This window comes from Streptomyces sp. NPDC104581, from assembly GCF_055583685.1.
Genome location: NZ_JBVJNN010000045.1, coordinates 14311 through 34123, shown reverse-complemented (window position 1 = coordinate 34123; position 19813 = coordinate 14311). Strand labels below are relative to the sequence as shown.

The 19813-nt window shown below is 72.0% G+C and carries 14 protein-coding genes; 7 read left to right on the top strand and 7 right to left on the bottom strand.

The annotated features are described in order from the left end of the window. Positions 1-136 precede the first annotated feature (136 nt). The 3 genes from ACZ61E_RS27665 to ACZ61E_RS27655 all read right to left on the bottom strand — a co-directional run bounded on the left by ACZ61E_RS27665 (position 137) and on the right by ACZ61E_RS27655 (position 4646). Positions 137-874 carry a GNAT family N-acetyltransferase gene (locus ACZ61E_RS27665; RefSeq protein WP_469702641.1) on the bottom strand — a complete coding sequence of 246 codons (738 nt, stop codon included), beginning with the start codon at positions 872-874 and terminating at the stop codon, positions 137-139. Beyond that, a complete protein-coding gene (locus ACZ61E_RS27660) occupies positions 871-1791 on the bottom strand; it encodes an NADP-dependent oxidoreductase (RefSeq protein WP_469702640.1) in 921 nt (306 codons plus the stop codon). The genes ACZ61E_RS27665 and ACZ61E_RS27660 overlap by 4 nt, the downstream gene beginning before the upstream one ends. A 230-nt stretch (positions 1792-2021) precedes the next feature. After that, a complete protein-coding gene (locus ACZ61E_RS27655; protein WP_469702638.1) occupies positions 2022-4646 on the bottom strand; it encodes a PA14 domain-containing protein in 2625 nt (874 codons plus the stop codon). 275 nt (positions 4647-4921) lie between these two features. Between ACZ61E_RS27655 and ACZ61E_RS27650 the strand changes: the two genes are divergently transcribed. The 5 genes from ACZ61E_RS27650 to ACZ61E_RS27630 all read left to right on the top strand — a co-directional run bounded on the left by ACZ61E_RS27650 (position 4922) and on the right by ACZ61E_RS27630 (position 11076). Beyond that, a complete protein-coding gene (locus tag ACZ61E_RS27650) occupies positions 4922-5944 on the top strand; it encodes a LacI family DNA-binding transcriptional regulator (RefSeq protein WP_469702636.1) in 1023 nt (340 codons plus the stop codon). A 400-nt stretch (positions 5945-6344) separates the two neighbouring features. Continuing rightward, on the top strand, positions 6345-7433 hold the full coding sequence (locus ACZ61E_RS27645) for an ABC transporter substrate-binding protein (RefSeq protein WP_469702634.1): 1089 nt from the start codon (positions 6345-6347) through the stop codon (positions 7431-7433). A 1-nt stretch (position 7434) separates the two neighbouring features. After that, positions 7435-9075 carry a sugar ABC transporter ATP-binding protein gene (locus tag ACZ61E_RS27640; protein WP_469702633.1) on the top strand — a complete coding sequence of 547 codons (1641 nt, stop codon included), beginning with the start codon at positions 7435-7437 and terminating at the stop codon, positions 9073-9075. Then, positions 9068-10030, top strand: coding sequence for an ABC transporter permease (locus ACZ61E_RS27635; RefSeq protein WP_469702631.1), 963 nt, complete (start codon positions 9068-9070; stop codon positions 10028-10030). Before ACZ61E_RS27640 ends, ACZ61E_RS27635 begins: the two co-directional genes overlap by 8 nt. Next, positions 10027-11076 carry an ABC transporter permease gene (locus tag ACZ61E_RS27630; RefSeq protein WP_469702629.1) on the top strand — a complete coding sequence of 350 codons (1050 nt, stop codon included), beginning with the start codon at positions 10027-10029 and terminating at the stop codon, positions 11074-11076. The genes ACZ61E_RS27635 and ACZ61E_RS27630 overlap by 4 nt, the downstream gene beginning before the upstream one ends. A 120-nt stretch (positions 11077-11196) precedes the next feature. Here ACZ61E_RS27630 and glgC read toward each other — a convergent pair whose 3' ends face one another. Genes glgC through ACZ61E_RS27615 form a run of 3 tightly spaced genes read right to left on the bottom strand, consistent with a single transcriptional unit; the run spans position 11197 to position 14488 of the window. Beyond that, entirely contained in the window at positions 11197-12414 is a 1218-nt protein-coding gene (gene glgC / locus ACZ61E_RS27625) for a glucose-1-phosphate adenylyltransferase (protein WP_469702628.1), read from the bottom strand. Between the two features lie 57 nt (positions 12415-12471). Further along, positions 12472-13650, bottom strand: a complete 1179-nt coding sequence (gene glgA / locus ACZ61E_RS27620; protein WP_469702626.1) for a glycogen synthase — start codon at positions 13648-13650, stop codon at positions 12472-12474. A 55-nt stretch (positions 13651-13705) separates the two neighbouring features. Continuing rightward, the gene (locus ACZ61E_RS27615) at positions 13706-14488 is read right to left on the bottom strand and encodes a (2Fe-2S)-binding protein (protein WP_469702624.1); all 783 of its coding nucleotides are present in this window, start codon (positions 14486-14488) and stop codon (positions 13706-13708) included. Positions 14489-14725: 237 nt separating this feature from the next. Between ACZ61E_RS27615 and ACZ61E_RS27610 the strand changes: the two genes are divergently transcribed. Continuing rightward, on the top strand, positions 14726-15880 hold the full coding sequence (locus tag ACZ61E_RS27610) for a DMT family transporter (RefSeq protein ID WP_469702622.1): 1155 nt from the start codon (positions 14726-14728) through the stop codon (positions 15878-15880). Here ACZ61E_RS27610 and ACZ61E_RS27605 read toward each other — a convergent pair. Further along, positions 15761-17005, bottom strand: a complete 1245-nt coding sequence (locus ACZ61E_RS27605; protein ID WP_469702620.1) for a transglycosylase family protein — start codon at positions 17003-17005, stop codon at positions 15761-15763. The genes ACZ61E_RS27610 and ACZ61E_RS27605 overlap by 120 nt on opposite strands. Before the next feature lie 233 nt (positions 17006-17238). Between ACZ61E_RS27605 and ACZ61E_RS27600 the strand changes: the two genes are divergently transcribed. Next, entirely contained in the window at positions 17239-19806 is a 2568-nt protein-coding gene (locus ACZ61E_RS27600) for a glycoside hydrolase family 3 C-terminal domain-containing protein (RefSeq protein ID WP_469702618.1), read from the top strand. Positions 19807-19813 lie beyond the last annotated feature (7 nt).

Genomic DNA, 19813 nt, shown 5'->3' with positions numbered 1-19813 from the left:
CGGCCGTCATAGGCCGTCCGCCCGCCCCATCGTTCTTGTCGACTTGTCGCCCGCACGCCCGGCGCCGGCCCGGCCGCCCGGCGATCCCGTCCGGCCGCCCATCGGGTCCGTCCGTCCGTCCCGATCACGGCCCGGCTCAGCCGCCCGCGGTCGCCGGGACACGCGACGGCTCCGGGACACGGATGCCGAGGAACGGGATACGGCGGCGCAGCCGGAACCCCAGCGCCTCGTAGAGCCGTACGGCGTTCTCGTTCTCCCCGGCCGCCTGGATGAACGGCGTCTCGCCGCGCTCCTTGATCCCCGCGGCCACGGCGAGGACGAGCCGGCCGCCGAGCCCCTGGCCGCGGTACTCGGGCGCCGTGCAGACCGCGCTGATCTCGCTCCAGCCGGGCGGGCGCATCCGCTCCCCCGCCATCGCCACCAGCTCACCGTCGCGGCGGATGCCCAGATACGTCCCCAGCTCGATGGTGCGCGGCCGGAAGGGCCCCGGCCTGGTCCGCTCGACCAGGTCGAGCATCTCGGGCACGTCGGCGGCGCCGAGCGGCACCGCCTCCTCGTCGTGGACGGTGTCCGGGGACTCGTCGACGAGCTGGACACCGTCCACCTCGAAGGTGATCTCCCAGCCCTCCGGCGGCGCCACGCGCGCCCCGGCGAGCGTGGCCGTCCCGTCCTCCCCCACGAGAAGGGCGGCGTCGGCCCAGTCCCGCGCCTCGGGCTCATCGGGGAGCGCCAGCCAGGTCGACACCCCGGGCCGGTAGCCGAGCACCCGGCCGCGCCGCTCGGCGAAGCGGGCGTGCGGCCCCGTCAGCGCGGCGAGCACGGGATTGTCGAGCGGGTGGTACGCCGTGGGGGCCGGCCGGCGGGCGGCGTTCACGCGCCCACCTCGATGACGATCTTGCCCAGGGCGTGGCCCTCCTCGACCGCGCGCAGCGCCGACGCCGCCTCGGCCAGCGGGAAGGTCCGGGTCACGTACGGGCGCAGGGTGCCCGCCACCACCAGTTCGGCCACCTCTTCGAGGACGGCGGCCGTGCGGAGCCGTACCACGGCCGCGCCGCCGAGCGTCACCACCCGCGGCTTGTCCCCCGCGCTGATGAGCCTGGCGGGATCGGGCACGAGTCCGGCGACGGCCTCCAGGTCCGCCCCGCCGACGAGGTCGAAGACGGCGTCGACGCCGTCGGGCGCGGCGGCCCGCACCCGCTCCTGGAGTCCCGGACCCGGCGGGAGGTGGATCGCGCCGAGGGATTCGACGAACTCCCTCTTGCCCGTGCTCGCCGTCCCGATGACGCGGACGCCCTGCGCGACCGCGATCTGTGTCGCGGCCACCCCGACACCGCCGCCGGCGCCGGTGATCAGCAGTGTCGCGCCCGCGGGCAGGTCCAGCTGATTGACGCCGTCATAGGCGGTCGCGCCCGCCACCGGCAGGGCCGCCGCGTCCGTGAAGGACACGGAGTCCGGTTTGCGCGCCGTGATCGCGGCGGGCAGCAGGGTGTACTCGGCGTACCCGCCGGTGACGGGGTTGCCGAAGACGGCGTCGCCCACGGCGAATCCCCGGACGCCCTCGCCGACCTGCTCGACCACTCCGGACGCCTCACTGCCGAACACGGTCGGCAGCGGCTTCGGCGTGGCACCCGGCCGGGTGTAGCCGGTGCGCAGCTTCCAGTCGACGGGGTTGACGCCTGCCGCGCGGACCGCGACGAGGAGTTCACCGGGGCCGGGGACGGGCTTCGGCAGGTCGAGGAAGGCTTCGCCCTCCGGACCGCCGAACCGGGTGTAGACGTACGCCTTGGGCATGGTGATCCCTCACTCTGGCTGCTGACGTCGGTGGCCGCGCAGGCTGGTGTGCGCGGTGAGCAGCAGTTTCAAGTCCGGGCTCCGACCTGCTTATTCCCGGTCGTGGGCGCTGTTCGCCCGGCCGAGGGAAGGACGGGGGTGCGGGCGGCGCGGGGCATGGACGGGCGGTGGGGCCAACGGGTGGGCGCCGCACGGGAGATGAGGCCCGTGCGGCGCCCCGGGGGTCCCGGTCAGGAGTTCGCGCACTCCATCGACGCCGGGTCGGACGCGTCGCGGATCAGGGCGTCGTGTGCCGCCTTGAGCCGCTGGACGTCGGGCTTCATGACCTTGCGGTCGTAGGTGAGCAGCCCGTTGAGTTCACCCTCCACATCGGTGATCTGGGTGTAGACCGCCCCGTTGCTCCCCCGGCAGGCGAGGTCGCGCACGTTGTCGAGCTGCCCCAGATACTCGTCGGTGTACTTCTCCTTGTCGACGCCGACATAGGTGTGCTGGACAGGCCAGGCGTGCCCGGGTACGGCGAGGCCGAGGCCGCCGTACTCGCCGCTGACCAGCGCCCGTTTCCCGTCGGGCTCGGGGAGCAGCGGTGTCGGATAGCCGTGCGCGTCCGCGATGTCGCCGTTCTTGCCGTCGACGGCCCCGCAGCAGTTGACGCCGCTCATGTTGTTGACCAGCCGGGTCGGGTCCCAGCCCTTGGCCTGGTCGGCGATCCGTGCCTGGTCGTACTGGCCCCAGCCTTCGTTGAAGGGGACCCACATGACGACCGAGGGGCTGCTCGCGTGCTGGTCGATCATCTCCTTCATCTCGTGCTCGAACTGGGCCGCGGCGGGGGCCGCCGGGGACTTCGGCATCGACGGCATGTCCTGCCAGACGAGGAGTCCCAGCTTGTCCGCCCAGTAGAACCACCGGTCGGGCTCCACCTTGATGTGCTTGCGTACGGAGTTGTAGCCGAGTTCCTTGTGTTTCCTGAGGTCGAAGGCCAGTGCCTCGTCAGTCGGCGCGGTGTGCAGTCCGTCCGGCCAGAACCCCTGGTCGAGGGTGGCCATCAGGAAGACCGGCTTGCCGTTGAGCACGGTGCGCGGCACCCCGTCGACCTTCTCGACGGCGATGGAACGCATACCGAAGTAGCCGCCCACCCGGTCCCCGCCGGCGCGCTCCGCGCCGATGCGCACGTCGAGCTTGTAGAGGTGCGGATCCTCCGGTGACCACAGGCGCGGGTCGGGGACCGGCACGCTGAGCGGTGCTCCCGTACGGCCCTTGACCGTGCCGACCTTGCGCTCGCCGTCGTAGGCGGTGGCCGTGACCGGCACACCGGGGCGTACGCCGCGGACCTCGACGGCCAGCTTCTCCGCCGTGATGTCCGGGGTCAGCTTCAGCGAGTCGGCGTGGTCGGCGGCGACCGGCTCCATCCAGACCGTCTGCCAGATGCCGGACGAGGAGGTGTAGAAGATGCCGCTCGGGTCGAGGCGCTGCTTGCCCATCGGCGGGTTCTCGCCGTCGGCGGCGTCGGTCGGGTCGTACACGCCGACGATCAGTTCCTGCGTACGGCCGGGCTTGAGCGCGTCGGTGATGTCGGCGGAGAACCGGTCGTAGCCGCCCTTGTGTTCGGTGACCTTCTTGCCGTTGACGTACACCTCGGACTGCCAGTCGACGGCGTCGAAGTTGAGCTTGAGACGCTGGCCGGCCTTGCCGTGCCGGTCGCGGCCGGCGGCGGAGATGTCCCAGCTCTCGGGGACGGTGAAGGTCCTGCGATACCACATCCGGTCCTCGTGCCGTTCGAGCCCGGAGAGCTCCGACTCGACGGGGTACGGGACGAGGATCTTCTCGCGCAGCTTCTTGCCCACCGGCGGGCGCTCGCCCTTCTCCGCGGCGGCGAACTGCCACTCACCGTTGAGATTGCGCCAGGCGTCGCGGGTCATCTGCGGCCGGGGGTACTCGGGCAGCGCGTTGTCGGGGCCGACCTCCTCGGCCCACGGCGTGGCGAGCTGGTACTCGGACCTGTTCGGGCCACTGCTCCAGAACGCGTCCACCGGGTCCGCGTCCTGTGCGGTGAGCCCGCCCCGGCCGTCGTAACGGATGTCGGCGGTGCCGCCCTTGCCGACCACGGGTTCCGCCAGGCCGACGAGCAGGCTGCGGGCGTCGGCGGGGTCCCGCTTCACCGATCCGAGCGGCCACTCGGCGCCGCCGATGACGGCGTCGAGGTGGTCGGCGAGACCGGCAGGCGGAGCGGCGAGCTCCTGGGCGAACTCCATCCGCAGGGTGCGGCCGTCGGCCAGGACGGTGGTGGCGATGGCACCGTCGTACGCGTAGCCGTCGGGGAGGCGGAAGGCGGAGGTGGGGACCGGCTCTTTCGCGCCACCGGGCTCGGTCCAGTTCAGATGGAGGTTCGAGCCTCCGACGTTCTCGAAGAACTCGACCTTGATGTCGTAGGCCTGGCCTCCGGTGAGGTCCAGCGGGTCGGCGGTCTGCTCGTTCTCCCAGTCGTCGACCCAGTGGTCGATGACGATCTCGCCGTCGATCCAGAGCCGGAACCCGTTGTCGCCGATCATCGAGAAGGTGTGGGGGCCGCTCTGTTCAGGGACGATCTTCCCCGTCCAGCGGACGGTGGCGTGGTCGGCGCTGCCGGTGGCCGTGGCGAGCCGGGATTCGAGGGTGTCGAAGTCGATCTGCGGGTCGAATCCGGTGGCCTTCAGCTCGTGGAAGTCGAAGGCGCCGGGCGCGGACGAGGAGTAGTAGTCGCCCTTGAGGCCGTGGGGCACGACCGGGTCGTCCGCGGCAGACGCGGAGGGGACCGCCGTGAGTCCGGCGACGCCCAGGACCGCGGCGAGCAGTAGGGCCAGATTTCTTCGGATGCGCACAAATCCTCCTTGCTGCCGGCCCCTGTCGGGTGGCCTGCGATCGGAAAGCGTGCGTGCCAGTGCGTGGCCGCCCGATCGGAGGTGCTCCGGCGGGGTCCGGGGGTGGCGGCTCGTTGCGACAGTCTGTACAACGTTGGAAGGAACGGCAGTTGGCATGACAACATGCCGTTCCACTTGCTGTCCAGGGCCATGACAAAGACCCGTCCCGCAACGTATATAACGTTGTAGAGATTGGGCAGGGGCGACCTTCGGGCCGGCCTCGGAGGGGAAATACGGTGACCGTCAGCCTCAAGGACGTCGCGGAACGAGCGGGCGTTTCCATCAAGACCGTCTCGAACGTGGTGAACAACTACCGGCATGTCACGCCGGCGATGCGGGCCCGGGTCCAGCTGGCCATCGACGAACTCGGCTACCGGCCGAATCTCACGGCCCGCCATCTGCGCAAGGGGCGCACCGGGATCATCGCGCTGGCGGTGCCCGAGCTGGGCAACCCCTACTTCGCCGAGCTGGCGGGCTCGGTCATCGACGTGGCGGCGGAGCACGAGTACACCGTGCTGCTCGACCACACCGGTGGCCGCCGCGAGCAGGAGGTCCTGGTCAGCCAGGGCTTCCGGGCACGGGTGATCGACGGGCTGATCCTGAGCCCGATCGAGCTGGAGACCGAGGATCTGCTCGGGCGCGACCAGGACGCGCCGCTGGTGCTGCTCGGTGAGCGGGAGTACGACCTGCCGTACGACCACATCGCGATCGACAACGTGGCCGCCGCCCGGATGGCGGTACGGCATCTGCTGGATCTGGGCCGGTCCAGGATCGCCTTCCTGGGAGCCAGGACCGACCGGGTGAACGAGCCGTCGCATCTGCGGCTGCGCGGCTGGCGCGCGGAGCTGAAGGCGGCCGGTCTGCCGTCGCCGGACTCCCTGATCGCCCCGACGGGCGGCTGGGACCACGCGAACGGCGCCGACGCGATGAACCGGCTCCTCGACTCGGGCGTGACCCCGGACGCGGTCTTCGCGTACAACGACCTGATCGCCATCGGGGCGATGCGGGTGCTCTCCGAGCGGGGCCTGCGGGTCCCCGAGGACGTGGCCGTCGTCGGGTTCGACGACATCACCGAGGGCCGCTACGGCGCGGTGACCCTCACCACCATCTCGCCGGACAAACAGACCATCGCCCGTCTCGCGGTGCGCTCCGTCGTCAACCGGCTGCTGGGCACCGGGGACCCGGTCGGCACCGGCCCCCGTGAACTCCGCGCCGAATTCCGGCTGGTGGAGCGGGAGAGCACCCTGGGCCGGGGCTGACCGGGCCCGCCCGGCACACGGCGCCCGCTCGGGCGCGCACCGCGCCGCCGGTGCGCCCGGGTACGCCCGGACCGTCCGGCCTGCCGTCCACCACGCCGTCCTCCTCATCCGACCTCACGACGCCGGCCGGCCGCGCCGACGGGCCGTCAGCCGCCCCGTACGCGGACGGCACGCCCGGCCCGCCGGACACCGTCCCGTCCGCCGCCGGGACGGCCGCCGGGGGCGTCATCCGCCCCCGCACGCGGGCCGGTTATCGCCCGAAGGCTTTACAGCCTCCGTACAACGATGTAAAAACCGTTCCGAACGACTCCAGCACATCCACGCAGCACTCCGTCAGTCCTACGAGCCGACCTCCCGCGAGCGTCCCGGTCGCCGGGCCCGCGCCGAGATGGGGATCACCATGAAGCTTTCCGCCGCCCGCCGTACCGCCACCACTACCGTCCTCGCCGCGAGCCTCGTCGGCGCTCTCGCACTCAGCGGCTGCGCCAAGTCCGAGGACGACGGCTCCGACAAGAGCTCGTCGGCCGGCGACAAGGACAGCGGCCAGGTCGTCGCGACGCCCGGCGCCGACGACAAGACGTGTGACATCGCGCAGTTCGGTGGCGAGAAGATCGACCTGAAGACCGCCACGGTCGGCTTCTCGCAGTCCGAGAAGGAGGCCAACCCCTTCCGGATCGCCGAGACCGCGTCCATCAAGGCCGAGGCCGAGGAGCGCGGGGTCAAGCTCCTGACCGCCAACGCCCAGACGCAGTTCTCCAAGCAGATCAGCGATGTGCAGGACCTGATAGCCAAGGGCGCCGACCTGCTGGTGATCGCGCCCCTCAACTCCGACGGCTGGGGCCCGGTGCTGCGCAGCGCCGCGGCGAAGAAGATCCCGATCGTCACCATCGACCGCAAGATCAACGCCACCGCCTGCAAGGACTATGTGAGCTTCATCGGCTCGGACTTCATCGAGCAGGGCAAGCGCGCGGCCGACCAGATGATCGAGGCGACCGGCGGCAAGGGCGAGGTCGCGATCCTGCTCGGTGCCGCCGGCAACAACGTCACCACCGAGCGCACCAAGGGCTTCAAGGACCAGATCGCGGCCAAGGCCCCCGATCTGAAGGTGGTGTTCGAGCAGACCGGTGAGTTCGCCCGTGAGAAGGGCCAGCAGGTCACCGAGCAGCTCATCCAGTCGAACCCCGGCATCACGGGGATCTACGCCGAGAACGACGAGATGGGCCTCGGCGCCGTCAACGCCCTCAAGGGCGCGGGCAAGAAGGCCGGAGCCGTCAAGATCGTGACGGTCGACGGTACGCGCAACGCCGTCCAGGGCATCGTCGACGGCTGGATCTCCGGGGTCGTGGAGTCCAACCCGCGCTTCGGACCGCTCGCCTTCCAGACCCTCGACACCTTCACCAAGGGGGAGAAGGTCGCGCAGGACATCGTCATCCAGGACGGCGCGTACACCCCGGACAACGCCAAGGCCGACCTGGGCAAGGCCTACTGACGTGCTGTCGGTCACCGGTCTGACCAAGACGTTCCCGGGCGCACGCGCGCTCGACGGCGTGGACTTCGCCGCCCTTCCGGGCGAGGTCCACGCGCTCATCGGCGAGAACGGCGCCGGGAAGTCCACCCTCATCAAGGTGCTCACCGGTGTGTACCAGCCCGACGAGGGCGAGATCGTCCACGCGGGCGCTCCCGTGCGCTTCCAGACCCCTCTGGAGGCGCAGCACGCCGGGATCTCCACGATCTACCAGGAGGTCAATCTCGTCCCGCTGATGAGCGTGGCGCGCAATCTGTTCCTGGGGCGCGAGCCCCGGAACAGGTTCGGCCTGATCGACTTCCGCCGGATGCACGGCGAGGCCGACGAGGCGCTGCGCTCGCTCGGGCTCCGGGTCGACGTCAGGCGTCCGCTGCGGACGCTCGGCGTCGGCGCGCAGCAGATGGTGGCGCTCGCCAGGGCGGTCTCCGTCGACGCGCGCGTGGTCATCATGGACGAGCCGACGTCGTCGCTCGAACCGCGCGAGGTGCGCACCCTGTTCGGCGTGATCAGGATGCTCAAGGAGCGCGGCATCGCGGTGGTGTACGTGAGCCACCGGCTGGACGAGCTGTACGAGGTCTGCGACAAGGTCACGGTCCTGCGGGACGGCAGGCTCGTCCACACGGGGCCGATCGCGGAGCTGGACCGGCTGCGGCTGGTGTCGCTGATGCTCGGGCGGGAGATGGGCGAGGTGAGCAGCGAAGGGGTCACCAAGTTCACCGGGGACCATCACGCCGGCCGTGAACCGGTGCTCAGCGCACAGGATCTGACGGTCCGTCATACGCTGCACGGGGTCTCGGTCGAGGTGCGGCCCGGCGAGGTCGTGGGCCTCGGCGGGCTGCTCGGCTCGGGCCGCAGCGAGACGGCGAAGGCCATCGCGGGCGCGCTGCCCCCGGACTCCGGGAAGGTGGTGGTGGCGGGCTCCGCCGTACGTACGGGCTCCACACCCGCCGCCATCCGGGCCGGTATCAGCCTGCTGCCGGAGGACCGCAAGGCCGAGGGCATCGTCCCCGGCCTCTCGGTGCGGGAGAACATCGCGCTGGCGGCGCTGCCGGGTCTCTCCCGGTTCGGTCTGGTCGACGACACCAGGGTCGACAGGATCGTGGACACCTTCATGAAGCGGCTGCGGATCAAGGCGTCGGGGCCGCACCAGAAGGTCGGCGAGCTGTCCGGCGGCAATCAGCAGAAGGTGCTGCTGGCCCGCTGGCTGGCGATGCAGCCGAAGGTGCTGCTGCTGGACGAACCGACCCGTGGCATCGATGTCGGCGCCAAGGCCGAGGTCCAGGGCCTGATCGACGAACTCGCCGACGAGGGGCTCGGGGTGCTGCTGATCTCCTCCGACATGGAGGAGCTGGTCGAGGGGTCGGACCGGGTGGTGGTCCTCAAGGACGGCGCCGTCGTGGCGGAGCTGACCGGGGACGACGTCACCCAGGACCGGCTGCTGGAGGCCATCGCGGCGGCCCCGGAGTCGGACGCGGCGCTCAAGACGGTCGCTCCCGACGCCGCCGCGATCGTGGCTCCCGGCTCCGCGCCGGTGGCCGAGGAGTCCGCCCCCGCCCCCGTAACGGCCGACACGACCTCCTCAGGAGGGGAGAGGGACCATGACTGAACTCGCCCTGAAGGGCGCCCCCGTCGACCGCGCACGGCTGCTGCGCCTGCTCCAGGACTACGGGGTGTACGCGGGCGTCGCCGTCCTGCTGCTGGTCAACATCGCGCTGACGCCGCACTTCCTGTCGACGGAGAACTTCCGTACCCAGGCCGTGCAGGTGGCACCGGTGCTGATCGTCGCGCTGGGCATGGCGCTGGCCATCGGCAGCGAGGGCGTCGACCTGTCGGTGGGCTCCGTGATGGCTCTCTCGACCTCCCTGCTGTCGCTGTACCTGGGGTACGGGCCATGGATCGCGCTGATCGTCGCGATGATCGGCGGCGCCGTCATCGGACTCGCCAACGGCTCGCTCATCGCGTTCATCGGCGTCCAGCCCATCGTCGCGACACTGGCGTTGATGGTCGCGGGACGCGGGATCGCCCTCGTCCTGCTGCCGCAGCTCAAGGACGTACGGGACCCGGGCATGTCCGCGCTCGGCTCGGGTGATCTGTTCGGCATCCCGTATCTCGTGCTGATCGCCGCCGCCCTGGCACTCGCCGTCGGATTCACCGTGCGCCGTACGACCTTCGGCCGCCAGCTCCTCGCGATCGGCGACAGCCGGCCCGCCGCGCAGCTCGCCGGGCTGCCGGTGCGCCGTGTGCTGATCGTCGTCTACGTCATCGCGGGCGTGCTCGCCGCGATCGCCGGTGTGCTCGCCACCGCCAGGCTCCAGGCCAGCGATCCGACCTCGCTCGGCACCCTGATGGAGCTGTCCGCGATCACCGCGGTGGTCGTCGGCGGCACCCCGCTGAGCGGCGGCCGGATCCGGATCGGCGGCACGGTGGCGGGTGCCGTACTGATCCAGCTGCTGACGGCGACGCTCATCAAGCACGATCTGCCGCCCTCCTGGACGCAGATCGCCCAGGCCGTGGTGATCGTGCTCGCGGTCTACGCGGCTCGCGAACGGGGAAAGCGATGACCCACACCCACACGGAGCGTCCGGCCCGCGCCACGGGCACCGGCCCCTCCCCCGCCAAGGACCCGTCCGACGAGGCGCCGCTCGGCGCGAGCCGGGCCGAGCGGCTCAGCGCGCTCGCCCAGCAGCACGGCGCGCTCGTCACACTGCTGCTCGTCGCCATCGGCGCGTCGATCGGCTTCGACACCTTCCTGACCGGCGACAACCTGGAGAACATGGCGGTCTCGTCGGCGTTCCTGGCGATCGTCGCCCTCGGCATGACCTTCGTGATCATCACCGGCGGGATCGATCTGTCCGTCGGTTCGCTGTTCGCGCTCGGCGGGGTGCTCGGCGCCTGGGGTTCGCAGTACGGCACGGCGGTCGCGCTGCTCCTGCCGCTCGCCGTCTGCGGTCTGATCGGCCTGGTCAACGGCCTGCTGATCGCGAAGGCCCGGCTCGCGCCGTTCATCGTCACCCTCGCGGCGATGCTGGCCGCCCGCGGCATCCTGCTGGCGATCACCGACGAGGGCTCCAACACCTATCTGGTGGACGAGAAGTCGTTCTTCGCGAGCCTCGGCCAGGAGAAGCTGCTCGGTGTCGGTGTGCCGGTGTGGATCACGGCGGTGCTGTTCGTCGCGGGCGCCGTGATGCTGCGGCGCAGCCGGTTCGGCCAGTACGTGTACGCGGTCGGCGGCAACGAGGACGCGGCGGCCCTGATGGGCGCGCCGGTGGCCCGTACGAAGATCGCCGTCTACACGCTCTCGGGCCTGTGCGCCGGGCTGGCGGGCGCGCTGAACGCGGCCTGGCTGGTCTCGGGCGTCACGATCCTCGGCACCGGTATGGAGCTGGAGGCGATCGCGGCCGTCGTCATCGGCGGCACGCTGCTGACCGGCGGCTTCGGCTTCATCAGCGGCTCACTGGTGGGCGTGCTGCTGCTGAAGGTCATCCAGAACGTCATCAACCAGATCGGTTCGCTCGACTCGGCGTACCAGCAGGTCGTCAGCGGGGCGTTCCTGGCGGTGGTGGTGATCGCCCAGACGTGGCTGGGCAGGCGGCGCCGGATGGTGTGAGGGGGCCGGGCCGTTCACGTGCCGGACGGAACGGACGGAACCGTCCGGCACGCGGGGTGAGGACCGGGCCCGGCCCGAAGGACGTTTTCATGGAGGACGGGTTGGCCGGACACGGCCGGCCTAGAGGACCGGTTGGCCCTTGCCGAGGGCGATGACCCCGTTCTTGGAGACCGTGTACAGCTCCTCGTCCCGCCCGGGATTGACGCCGATCGTGGCGCCGGGCGGGACGTCCACGTTCTTGTCGAGGATGGAGCCGCGCACGACCGCGCCCCGGCCCACCCGTACGTTGTCGTGGAGCACCGACCCCTGCACGACGGCGCCCTCCTCGACCACCACGCCGGGCGACAGGACCGAGCGGGTCACCTGGCCCCGGATGACACAGCCGGGGCCCACGATGGACTCGCCCGCGATACCGCCGGCGACGAAGCGCGCGGGAGGCAGCTGACCGGTGTGCGTGTAGATGGGCCAGCGCCGGTTGTCGAGGTTGAACTCCGGCTGGGGCGAGATGAGATCCATGTGCGCGTCGTAGTACGAGTCGAGCGTGCCCACGTCCCGCCAGTAGCCGTGCTCGCGCGGGGTCTCCCCCGGCACGTGGTTGTCGTCGAAGTCGTAGACCTGCGCCATGCCCTGCTCGGTGAGCATCGGCAGGATCGAACCGCCCATGTCGTGGACCGAGGCCGGGTCCTCGGCGTCCCGGTGCAGCGCGTCCACCAGGATCTTGGTGGTGAAGAGGTAGTTGCCCATCGAGGCGAAGACACGGTCGGGATCGCCCGGCAGTCCCGGCGCGTCCGTGGGCTTCTCCTGGAACCGGTCGACACTGGTGCCGTCGGATCCCGGCGTGATGACCCCGAACGACGAAGCCTCGGCGCGCGGCACCCTGATACCGGCGACGGTGACCCCGGCGCCGCTCTCGATGTGGCGCTCCAGCATCTGCCGGGGGTCCATGCGGTACACGTGGTCGGCGCCGAACACCGCGATGTAGTCGGGCTGTTCGTCGTGGACGAGATTGAGGGACTGGAGAATCGCGTCGGCGCTGCCGAGGTACCAGCGCGGTCCGAGCCGCTGCTGGGCGGGGACCGGCGTGACGTAGTTCCCGAGCAGACTGGACATCCGCCAGGTGACGCTGACATGGCGGTCCAGTGAGTGCGACTTGTACTGCGTCAGCACGCAGTTGCGCATGATGTCGCCGTTGACGAGATTCGACAGGACGAAATCCACCAGGCGGTACGTACCGCCGAAGGTCACCGCCGGTTTCGCGCGGTCGGCCGTCAGCGGCATCAGCCGCTTGCCTTCTCCGCCCGCCAGCACGATCCCGAGGACCGAAGGTCCACCACGCATCGCCGCTCCTTCTGTCCGCGACCCTCTACCGGTCGTCCCGATCCGTCTACCCTGGTATCAGGACTTGAGCAGCTCCTCGTACACCTCGTACGTACGCCTGGCCACCCGGTCCCAGCCGAACTCGCGCACCGCGCGGTCCCTGCCGGCCGCGCCCATCGCCGCGGCCGACTCCGGATCGTCCAGGACCCGGTTGAGCGCCTCGGTGAGGGCCGACTCGAAGTCCTCGGGGTGCCGCTCGTCGTAGGGCACCAGCAGGCCCGTGCTCCCGTCGTCGACGACCTCCGGGATACCGCCGACGGCCGAGGCGACGACCGCGGTGCCGCAGGCCATGGCCTCCAGATTGACGATGCCAAGCGGTTCGTACACCGAGGGGCAGACGAACGCGGCCGCGTGGCTGAGCAGTTGGACCACATCGGGGCGCGGCAGCATCTCGGGGATCCAGAACACGCCGTCGCGGCTGCCGCTCAGTTCGCCCACCAGCTCCCGGAACTCGGCCTCGATCTCCGGTGTGTCGGGCGCCCCCGCGCAGAGCACGAGCTGTGCCTCGGGATCGAGCGCGCGGGCCGCGCGCAGCAGGTGCGGGACGCCCTTCTGCCGGGTGATGCGGCCGACGAACAGGACGAAGGGGCGGCCGGGGTCGATGCCGATCCTCGCCAGCACGTCGGTGCCGGGGTCCGGGTGGTAGAGGCGGGTGTCGATCCCGTTGTGGATCACCCGCACCCGGTCCGGGTCGAGTGAGGGGTAGCAGCCGAGGATGTCGGCGCGCATCCCGTGCGAGACGGCGACGACGGCGTCCGCGGCCTCTATCGCCGAGCGTTCGGCCCAGCCCGACAGCGCGTATCCGCCGCCGAGCTGCTCGGCCTTCCAGGGACGCAGCGGCTCCAGCGAGTGGGCGGTCATCACGTGCGGGATGCCGTAGAGCATCTTGGAGACATGGCCGGCCAGCGCGGCGTACCAGGTGTGCGAGTGCACCAGGTCGCTGCCCCGCACGGCGGCGGCCATCGCGAGATCGACGGAGAAGGTGCGCAGCGCGTCGTTGGCGCCTTCCAGTCCGGGCGCGGCCCGGTGCCGTACGACACCCGGGACCGGCTCCTGGTCACCGCCGTCCCGCTCACCCCAGCAGTGCACACCGAGGTCGGTCAGCTCACGCAACTCGCGCGCCAGGAACTCCACATGGACGCCCGCGCCTCCGTACACGTCCGGCGGGTACTCCCGGGTCAGCAGCCCGACCTTCACGCCATACCCCCGTCGCCCGTCGAACTCAGGACTGTCATGGTCACCCGGAAACCTCTCATGCGGAAGGGCGCAGCGGTGGCCGGTCGAAGACACAGTCCCCGCACAGGCCGCCGGAAGGGCAACGGTAGTAGAGGCAGCAGCTCCGGCGCCGGAAGGATCCGCTCCGCGAGACGCCGGTGCCGCTCAGGTCGGGGTGGGTGAAGAGGGCGGCGCCGATGGCGGCGGCCCGCCGGCCCGCTTCGGGCCGGCCGGACCGGCGGCTCCAGGCGCCGAGTTCGCGTACGGCGCCGGCCAGCGCGGAGCCGGCGTTGCCCCACAGCAGACCGGAGGAGATCCGGCCGTCGGCGCGCAGGGCCGCTCCGAGGGGGACGAGATGGCCGTACTGGACCACGTCCCGCACGGCCGCCGCGAGGTCGGCCGGGGCCGCCCGTTCGTCCACGGGTGCGCCCGCGTCCTCCGCGACACCGTCGGTGGCGGGGAAGGGACGGGGGCCGGGCAGCAGGAGATCGTCGGGCGAGGAGGCGAGCGGATCCCAGAGCAGCCGCGCGGGGTCCAGGTCCGGGACGGCGCCGTGCAGCGCGGCGGAACCCAGGGCGATCGACCAGAGCCGGGCCGCGAGCCCGAGCTGCGCGACGGACGCGGCGATCCGGCGCTCGGGCGCGCCGAGCTTCGCCGCGACCCTGTCGACGCGCGCCGAGAGCGGGGCGGTGTCGCCCGCGTAGATCCGTGCGAACGGAACGTACGCGCGGCCGTGCGCGCCCGGCCCGGCCGGCCCGGCGTCCGCTTCCGTCCGCAGGGCGAAGAACCCGCCCACCGATCCCACCTCCGCGAGATCCATCCGCACTCCCCCTTGATCGTCGCCTTCTGTCACTTTCCGTAACGTCCGGTGGTCACGCCGGGTGCCCGGATCGCGGCGGCGATCCCGGCCGGTGTCTCCACCCGGTGTCTCCACCCCTGGGCCGGGGCCACCACCGCGGGAATGACCGCGGCCCTCCCGGCGTACTACTACAGCAGTACGCCGTAATGCCGTCTTCAGGACGACGACTATTCGCACCAGGCGAGAGATCGTGGATGTATGAGTGCACTCGCGCTGTCCGTGCTGCTGTCACTGGTCTCCGCGGTCGCGTACGCGGCCGGGGCGATCCTCCAGGAGCGCGTCGCGGCAGCCACGCCCGCCCGGCCCTACGCACCCCTCCATCACGGGGTGTGGTGGGCCGCTGTGGCGCTGAACGGTGTCGGTGCGCTGCTTCACGTCGTCGCCCTGGCGTACGGCCCCCTGAGCCTCGTACAGCCCCTCGGCGCGCTGACGATCGTCTTCGCGCTGCCGATGGCGGCCGTCTTCGTCCACCGCAAGGCGGGGGCCGCCGCCTGGCGCGGCGCGCTCATGGCGACCCTCGGACTGGCCGGGCTGCTCGCGCTGACCGGCTCCGCGGGATCGCACTCGCTGGGTTCGGGCGAGCGCATGGTGGTGGCGGGCGCGACCGTGGGCGCGGTGGCACTGCTGTTCCTGATCGCGCAGGCCGTGCGCCGCCCGGCCGTGCGCAGTGTGCTGCTGGCCGCGTCGGCCGGTATCGCCTTCGGTATCGCCTCGGTCTTCACCAAGACCGTCGCCGTCAACTGGACCGAGGGCACGTTCAGCGGTCAGGTGCCGAGCCTGCTGGTGATCGCGGGCCTCGCGGCGGCCGGTCTGCTGCTCTCGCAGGCCTCCTACCGAGGTGCGGGCCTCGCCGCCCCGCTGGCCACGGTCACGGTCGTGAATCCGGTGGTCGCCGCCGCCGTCGGGCTCACCCTCTTCGGCGAGGGATTCCGGTACGGGCTCACCGGCGCCCTGCTGGCCCTGGGCTTCGGTGTGCTGACCGCCGGCGGACTGGTCCTGCTGACGACGGAGCGGCTCGCGGCACAGACGGCCGCCGCCCTCGACGAGATACCGGCCGGCGCGGAGCCCGCCGAGTGGGTGGCGGCGGGCGGCCCCGGGAACGCCGGGGCGACGGCCGCGCACCACCACCACGCCGGGCCGGACCACCGGCCGCCGTGGCACCTGACCTCCGCCAAGGGGACGCATGAGCCGCGGCACAAGGCGGTGCGGCACACCGTGCGGCGGACGGTCCGCTCAGATCCGGACGCCGCCCGCCCGCAGGTAGGAGATGGGGTCGATGTCGGAGCCGTAGCCCGGCCCCGTACGCATCTCGAAGTGGAGATGCGGTCCCGTACTGTTTCCGGTCGATCCTGAGCGGGCGATGCGCTGGCCCGCGTTCACCTTCTGACCGTCACGCACGTTGAGCGCGGACAGGTGCGCGTACTGGCTGTACTTGCCGTCCGCGTGCCGGATCACGACCTGGTAGCCGTACGAGCCCTCCCAGCCCGCCGAGACGACCGTGCCGCCCGCGACGGCCTTCACGGACGTGCCGGTGGGGACGGGGAAGTCGACGCCCGTGTGGTAGCCGCTCGCCCAGGAACCGGCCTTGCGGTACGGGGTGCCGGTGCCCGCGCTGACGGGCGCGCTGTAGCCGGAGGACTGCTTCGGCTTCTCCGCCGTCTTCGGCTTCGAGACCTGCCGCTTCTCGGGCTGTTCCTTGGGCTTCTCCGCCCGGGGCTTCGACTCGGGCTTCTCCGCCTGCTTGGGCGGCTGCGCCTTCCGCTCGGCCGGCTTCCGCTCCTCCTTCTTGGGAGGAGCGGGCGCCTCGGCGGCCGGCTTGTCCTTCGCCGGGGCCGGCACGTGCAGGACCAGTTTCTGGCCGGGGAAGATCAGATCGGGATCGCCGCCGATGACCTTGCGGTTCTCCTCGTACAGCCGCTGCCAGCCGCCGCGCAGCCCCTCGGCGGCGGCGATCCCGGAGAGCGAGTCGCCGCCCGCCACGGTGTATCCCTCGCGCTCGGTGGGCACCGAGGTGGGTGACGCGGCCTTCTTCGGATCGCTCCGGGGGGTGCTCTTGACCGTGTCGCGCGCCGTGGCCGGTGACACGTCGGGGGCGTCGCCACCCCGGGTGAGGCCGGCCTTGACCGAGCAGTGGGGCCACGCCCGGGGCCCCTGGCCCTTGAGGACCTTCTCGGCGACCGCGATCTGCTGATCCCGGGTGGCGAGGTCGGCGCGCGGCGCGTACTGCCCGCCGCCGAACGCCTCCCACGTGGACTGGCTGAACTGGAGCCCGCCGTAGTAGCCGTTGCCGGTGTTGATCTGCCAGTTGTTCGTGGACTCGCAGGCCGCGACCTTCTCCCATGTCTCCACAGGGGCCGCGTTCACCGTGCCCGCCCCGATGAGTGGCAGGGCGATGCCCGCACCGCCCGCCGTGACGGTGAGCGAAGCTCGGTTGATACGGCTCGGCTGGTATCTGCGGTGCCGACCGGTTGCGGCCATGATCTCGGCTCCCCCACTGACTGGTAAGGACGTCTGGGACACGTCGCAATCGGTCAACTTAGGCCAGTCGCATGTGCAATGACAAGGGCTCACATCGGTCGCCCGCGCCGCGTCCGTGCGCCCGCCGTGCGTCGCCGGGGGCCGGAGCCCGGCATTGACAGCTCCCGCACCCTCCGGAGAGTCTTGGGCGAGCCAATGGGAGAGCGCTCTCCACCAGCATTGAAGGGGGCAGCATGGCCGAGGACGAGACCGGGCGACTGCTGGAGAAGCTCGACATCGGGCAGAAGGTCCGTCTGCTGACGGGCGCCAGCAATTGGCGTACGTACGCCGAACCGGCCGTCGGGCTGCGCCCTCTCACGATGTCCGACGGGCCCGCCGGAGTACGAGGCGAGACCTGGGACGAACGGCGGACCTCGCTCGTCCTGCCGTCCCCGACCGCCCTCGCGGCCTCCTGGGACGAGGAGTTGGTGCGCGACCTCGGCGGGCTGCTGGCCGCCGAGGCACGCCGCAAGGGTGTTCAGGTGCTCCTCGCCCCCACCCTCAATCTGCACCGGTCACCGCTCGGCGGGCGGCACTTCGAATGCTTCTCCGAGGACCCGCTGCTGACCGCGCGCGTCGGCGTCGCGTTCGTCAAGGGCGTGCAGGAGGGCGGTGTCGCGGCCACGGCCAAGCACTTCGTGGCCAACGACGCGGAGACCGACCGGCTCCACGTCGACGTGCGGGTGGGCGAGCGGGCGCTGCGCGAGCTGTATCTCGTACCGTTCGAGGCGGCGGTCGGGGCCGGGGTCTGGGCGGTGATGTCCGCGTACAACAAGGTCAACGGCGCCACCATGTCGGCGAGTCCGCTGCTGGAGTGGCCCCTGAAGGGGGAGGGGCCAATGCCGGGGAGCGGGCCGGTCCGGGGCGGCTGGGGCTTCGACGGGCTCGTCGTCTCCGACTGGGGGGCGGTGCGCTCGCTGCTCGGCACCGCGCGCTCGGGCCAGGACCTCGCCATGCCGGGACCGGAGAGTCCCTGGGCGGCCGGGCTGCTCGACGCCGTGACGGCGGGCCTGATCGACGAGGCGCTGATCGACGACAAGGTGGGGCGGCTGCTGCGGCTCGCCCGGCGCGTGGGGGCGCTCGGCGAACCGGCCCCGGTCCGGCGGCCGTCGCCCCCGCCGAACGGTGAACGGGCCCTGCTGCGGCGGGCCGTCGCCGCCGGCACGGTCCTGCTGCGCAACGAGGGGGGCGTGCTGCCGCTGGATCCGGCCCGGCCCGGCCGCGTCGCCGTCATCGGCCCGCAGGCGACGGCCGTGCGGATCCAGGGGGGCGGCAGCGCGGAGGTGTTCCCGTCGTCCGTGGTCACCCCGCTGGAGGGGATCGACACGGCGGTGCGCGGCGCCCGTGCGGGCGGTGGTGCCGGCGGCCGGGCCGAGGTGACGTACACGCCCGGCCTGCCGCCGTGTTCCCTCCCCCGGCCGCTCGCCCCGGACCGGACGCGGAATCCGCGCAGCGGCGAACCGGGCGTCCTCGTACGCCTGCTGGACGCCGACGGGGCCGAACTGCACGCCGAACACCGCCTGTCGGGCCGCATCGTGGAACCGGCCCGGGTCGCGGGCGCCGTCACCGTGGAGATCCGGGCGCTCGTCAGTCCCGCGCGGAGCGGGAGTTGGACGCTCGGGGTGGGCGGCTGGGGCCTCGTCTCCCTGTCCGTCGACGGCCGGACGCTGCTGTCGGACGAGTTCCCGCTCGACAGCGACGACCCGACCCGCGTCCATGTGTCCCCGCCCTACCGGTGTGCACAGGCCGAGTTGACGGAGGGCGTCGAGTCGGAGGTGGTCGCGCGGCGACGGCTGGACGCCGGGACAGGGGTGGCGACCCTGCTCGCCGCCGCGCCGCCGCCGGGTGACGCGGCGGCGGCGCTCGCCGCCGCCGTGGCCGCCGCGCGGGCCGCCGATGTCGCGGTGGTCGTGGTGGGCACGACGGAGGAGAGCGAGTCCGAGGGCCGCGACCGCGAGTCGCTGGAACTGCCCGAGGGGCAGGACGCGCTCGTACGGGCGGTGGCCCGCGCGAACCCGCGCACGGTGGTGCTGGTGAACTCGGGCGGCCCGGTCACGCTGCCCTGGCACCGCGAGGTGCCCGCGCTGCTCCTCGCCTGGTTCCCCGGCCAGGAGGCCGGACACGGCCTGGCCGACGTGCTGTTCGGCCACGCGGAGCCCGGAGGACGGCTGCCGACGACCTGGGCGCTGGCCGAGGAGGACGTCCCGGTGCTCGACACCCGGCCGCGCCAGGGGCGCCTTCCTTACGAGGAGGGCGTCCACATCGGCCACCGCGCCTGGCTGCGCGCCGGGACGGAGCCCGCGTACTGGTTCGGGCACGGGCTCGGCTACACGACGTGGGCCTACGAGGGGATGGAGGCGCCTTCCGTCGTCGTCGTCGTCGGCGCCGGGAACGGGGACGGGGACGGGGAGGGTGTCGACGTACGCGTACGGCTCCGGAACACCGGCCCGCGCCGGGGGCGTGAGGTCGTCCAGGTCTACGTGGCCAGGACGGACACGGAAGTCGACCGGCCGGTGCGGGCACTCGCGGGTTACGCGGCGGTGGAGGCCGAACCGGGCGGGGAGGCCGTGGCGACGGTACGCCTGGCGGCGCGGGCCCTGTCGCACTGGTCGGCGGAGGGCGGGCGCTGGGAGACGGAGCCGGGGGCGTTCACGCTCCTGGCGGGCCCCTCGGCGGGAGTGCTGCCGCTGTGTACGACGGTCACGGTGGCGCCGACCGGGCCGGTCGCACCGGACGCGTCGATGGAGAGCGCTCTCCGCTGATGCTATA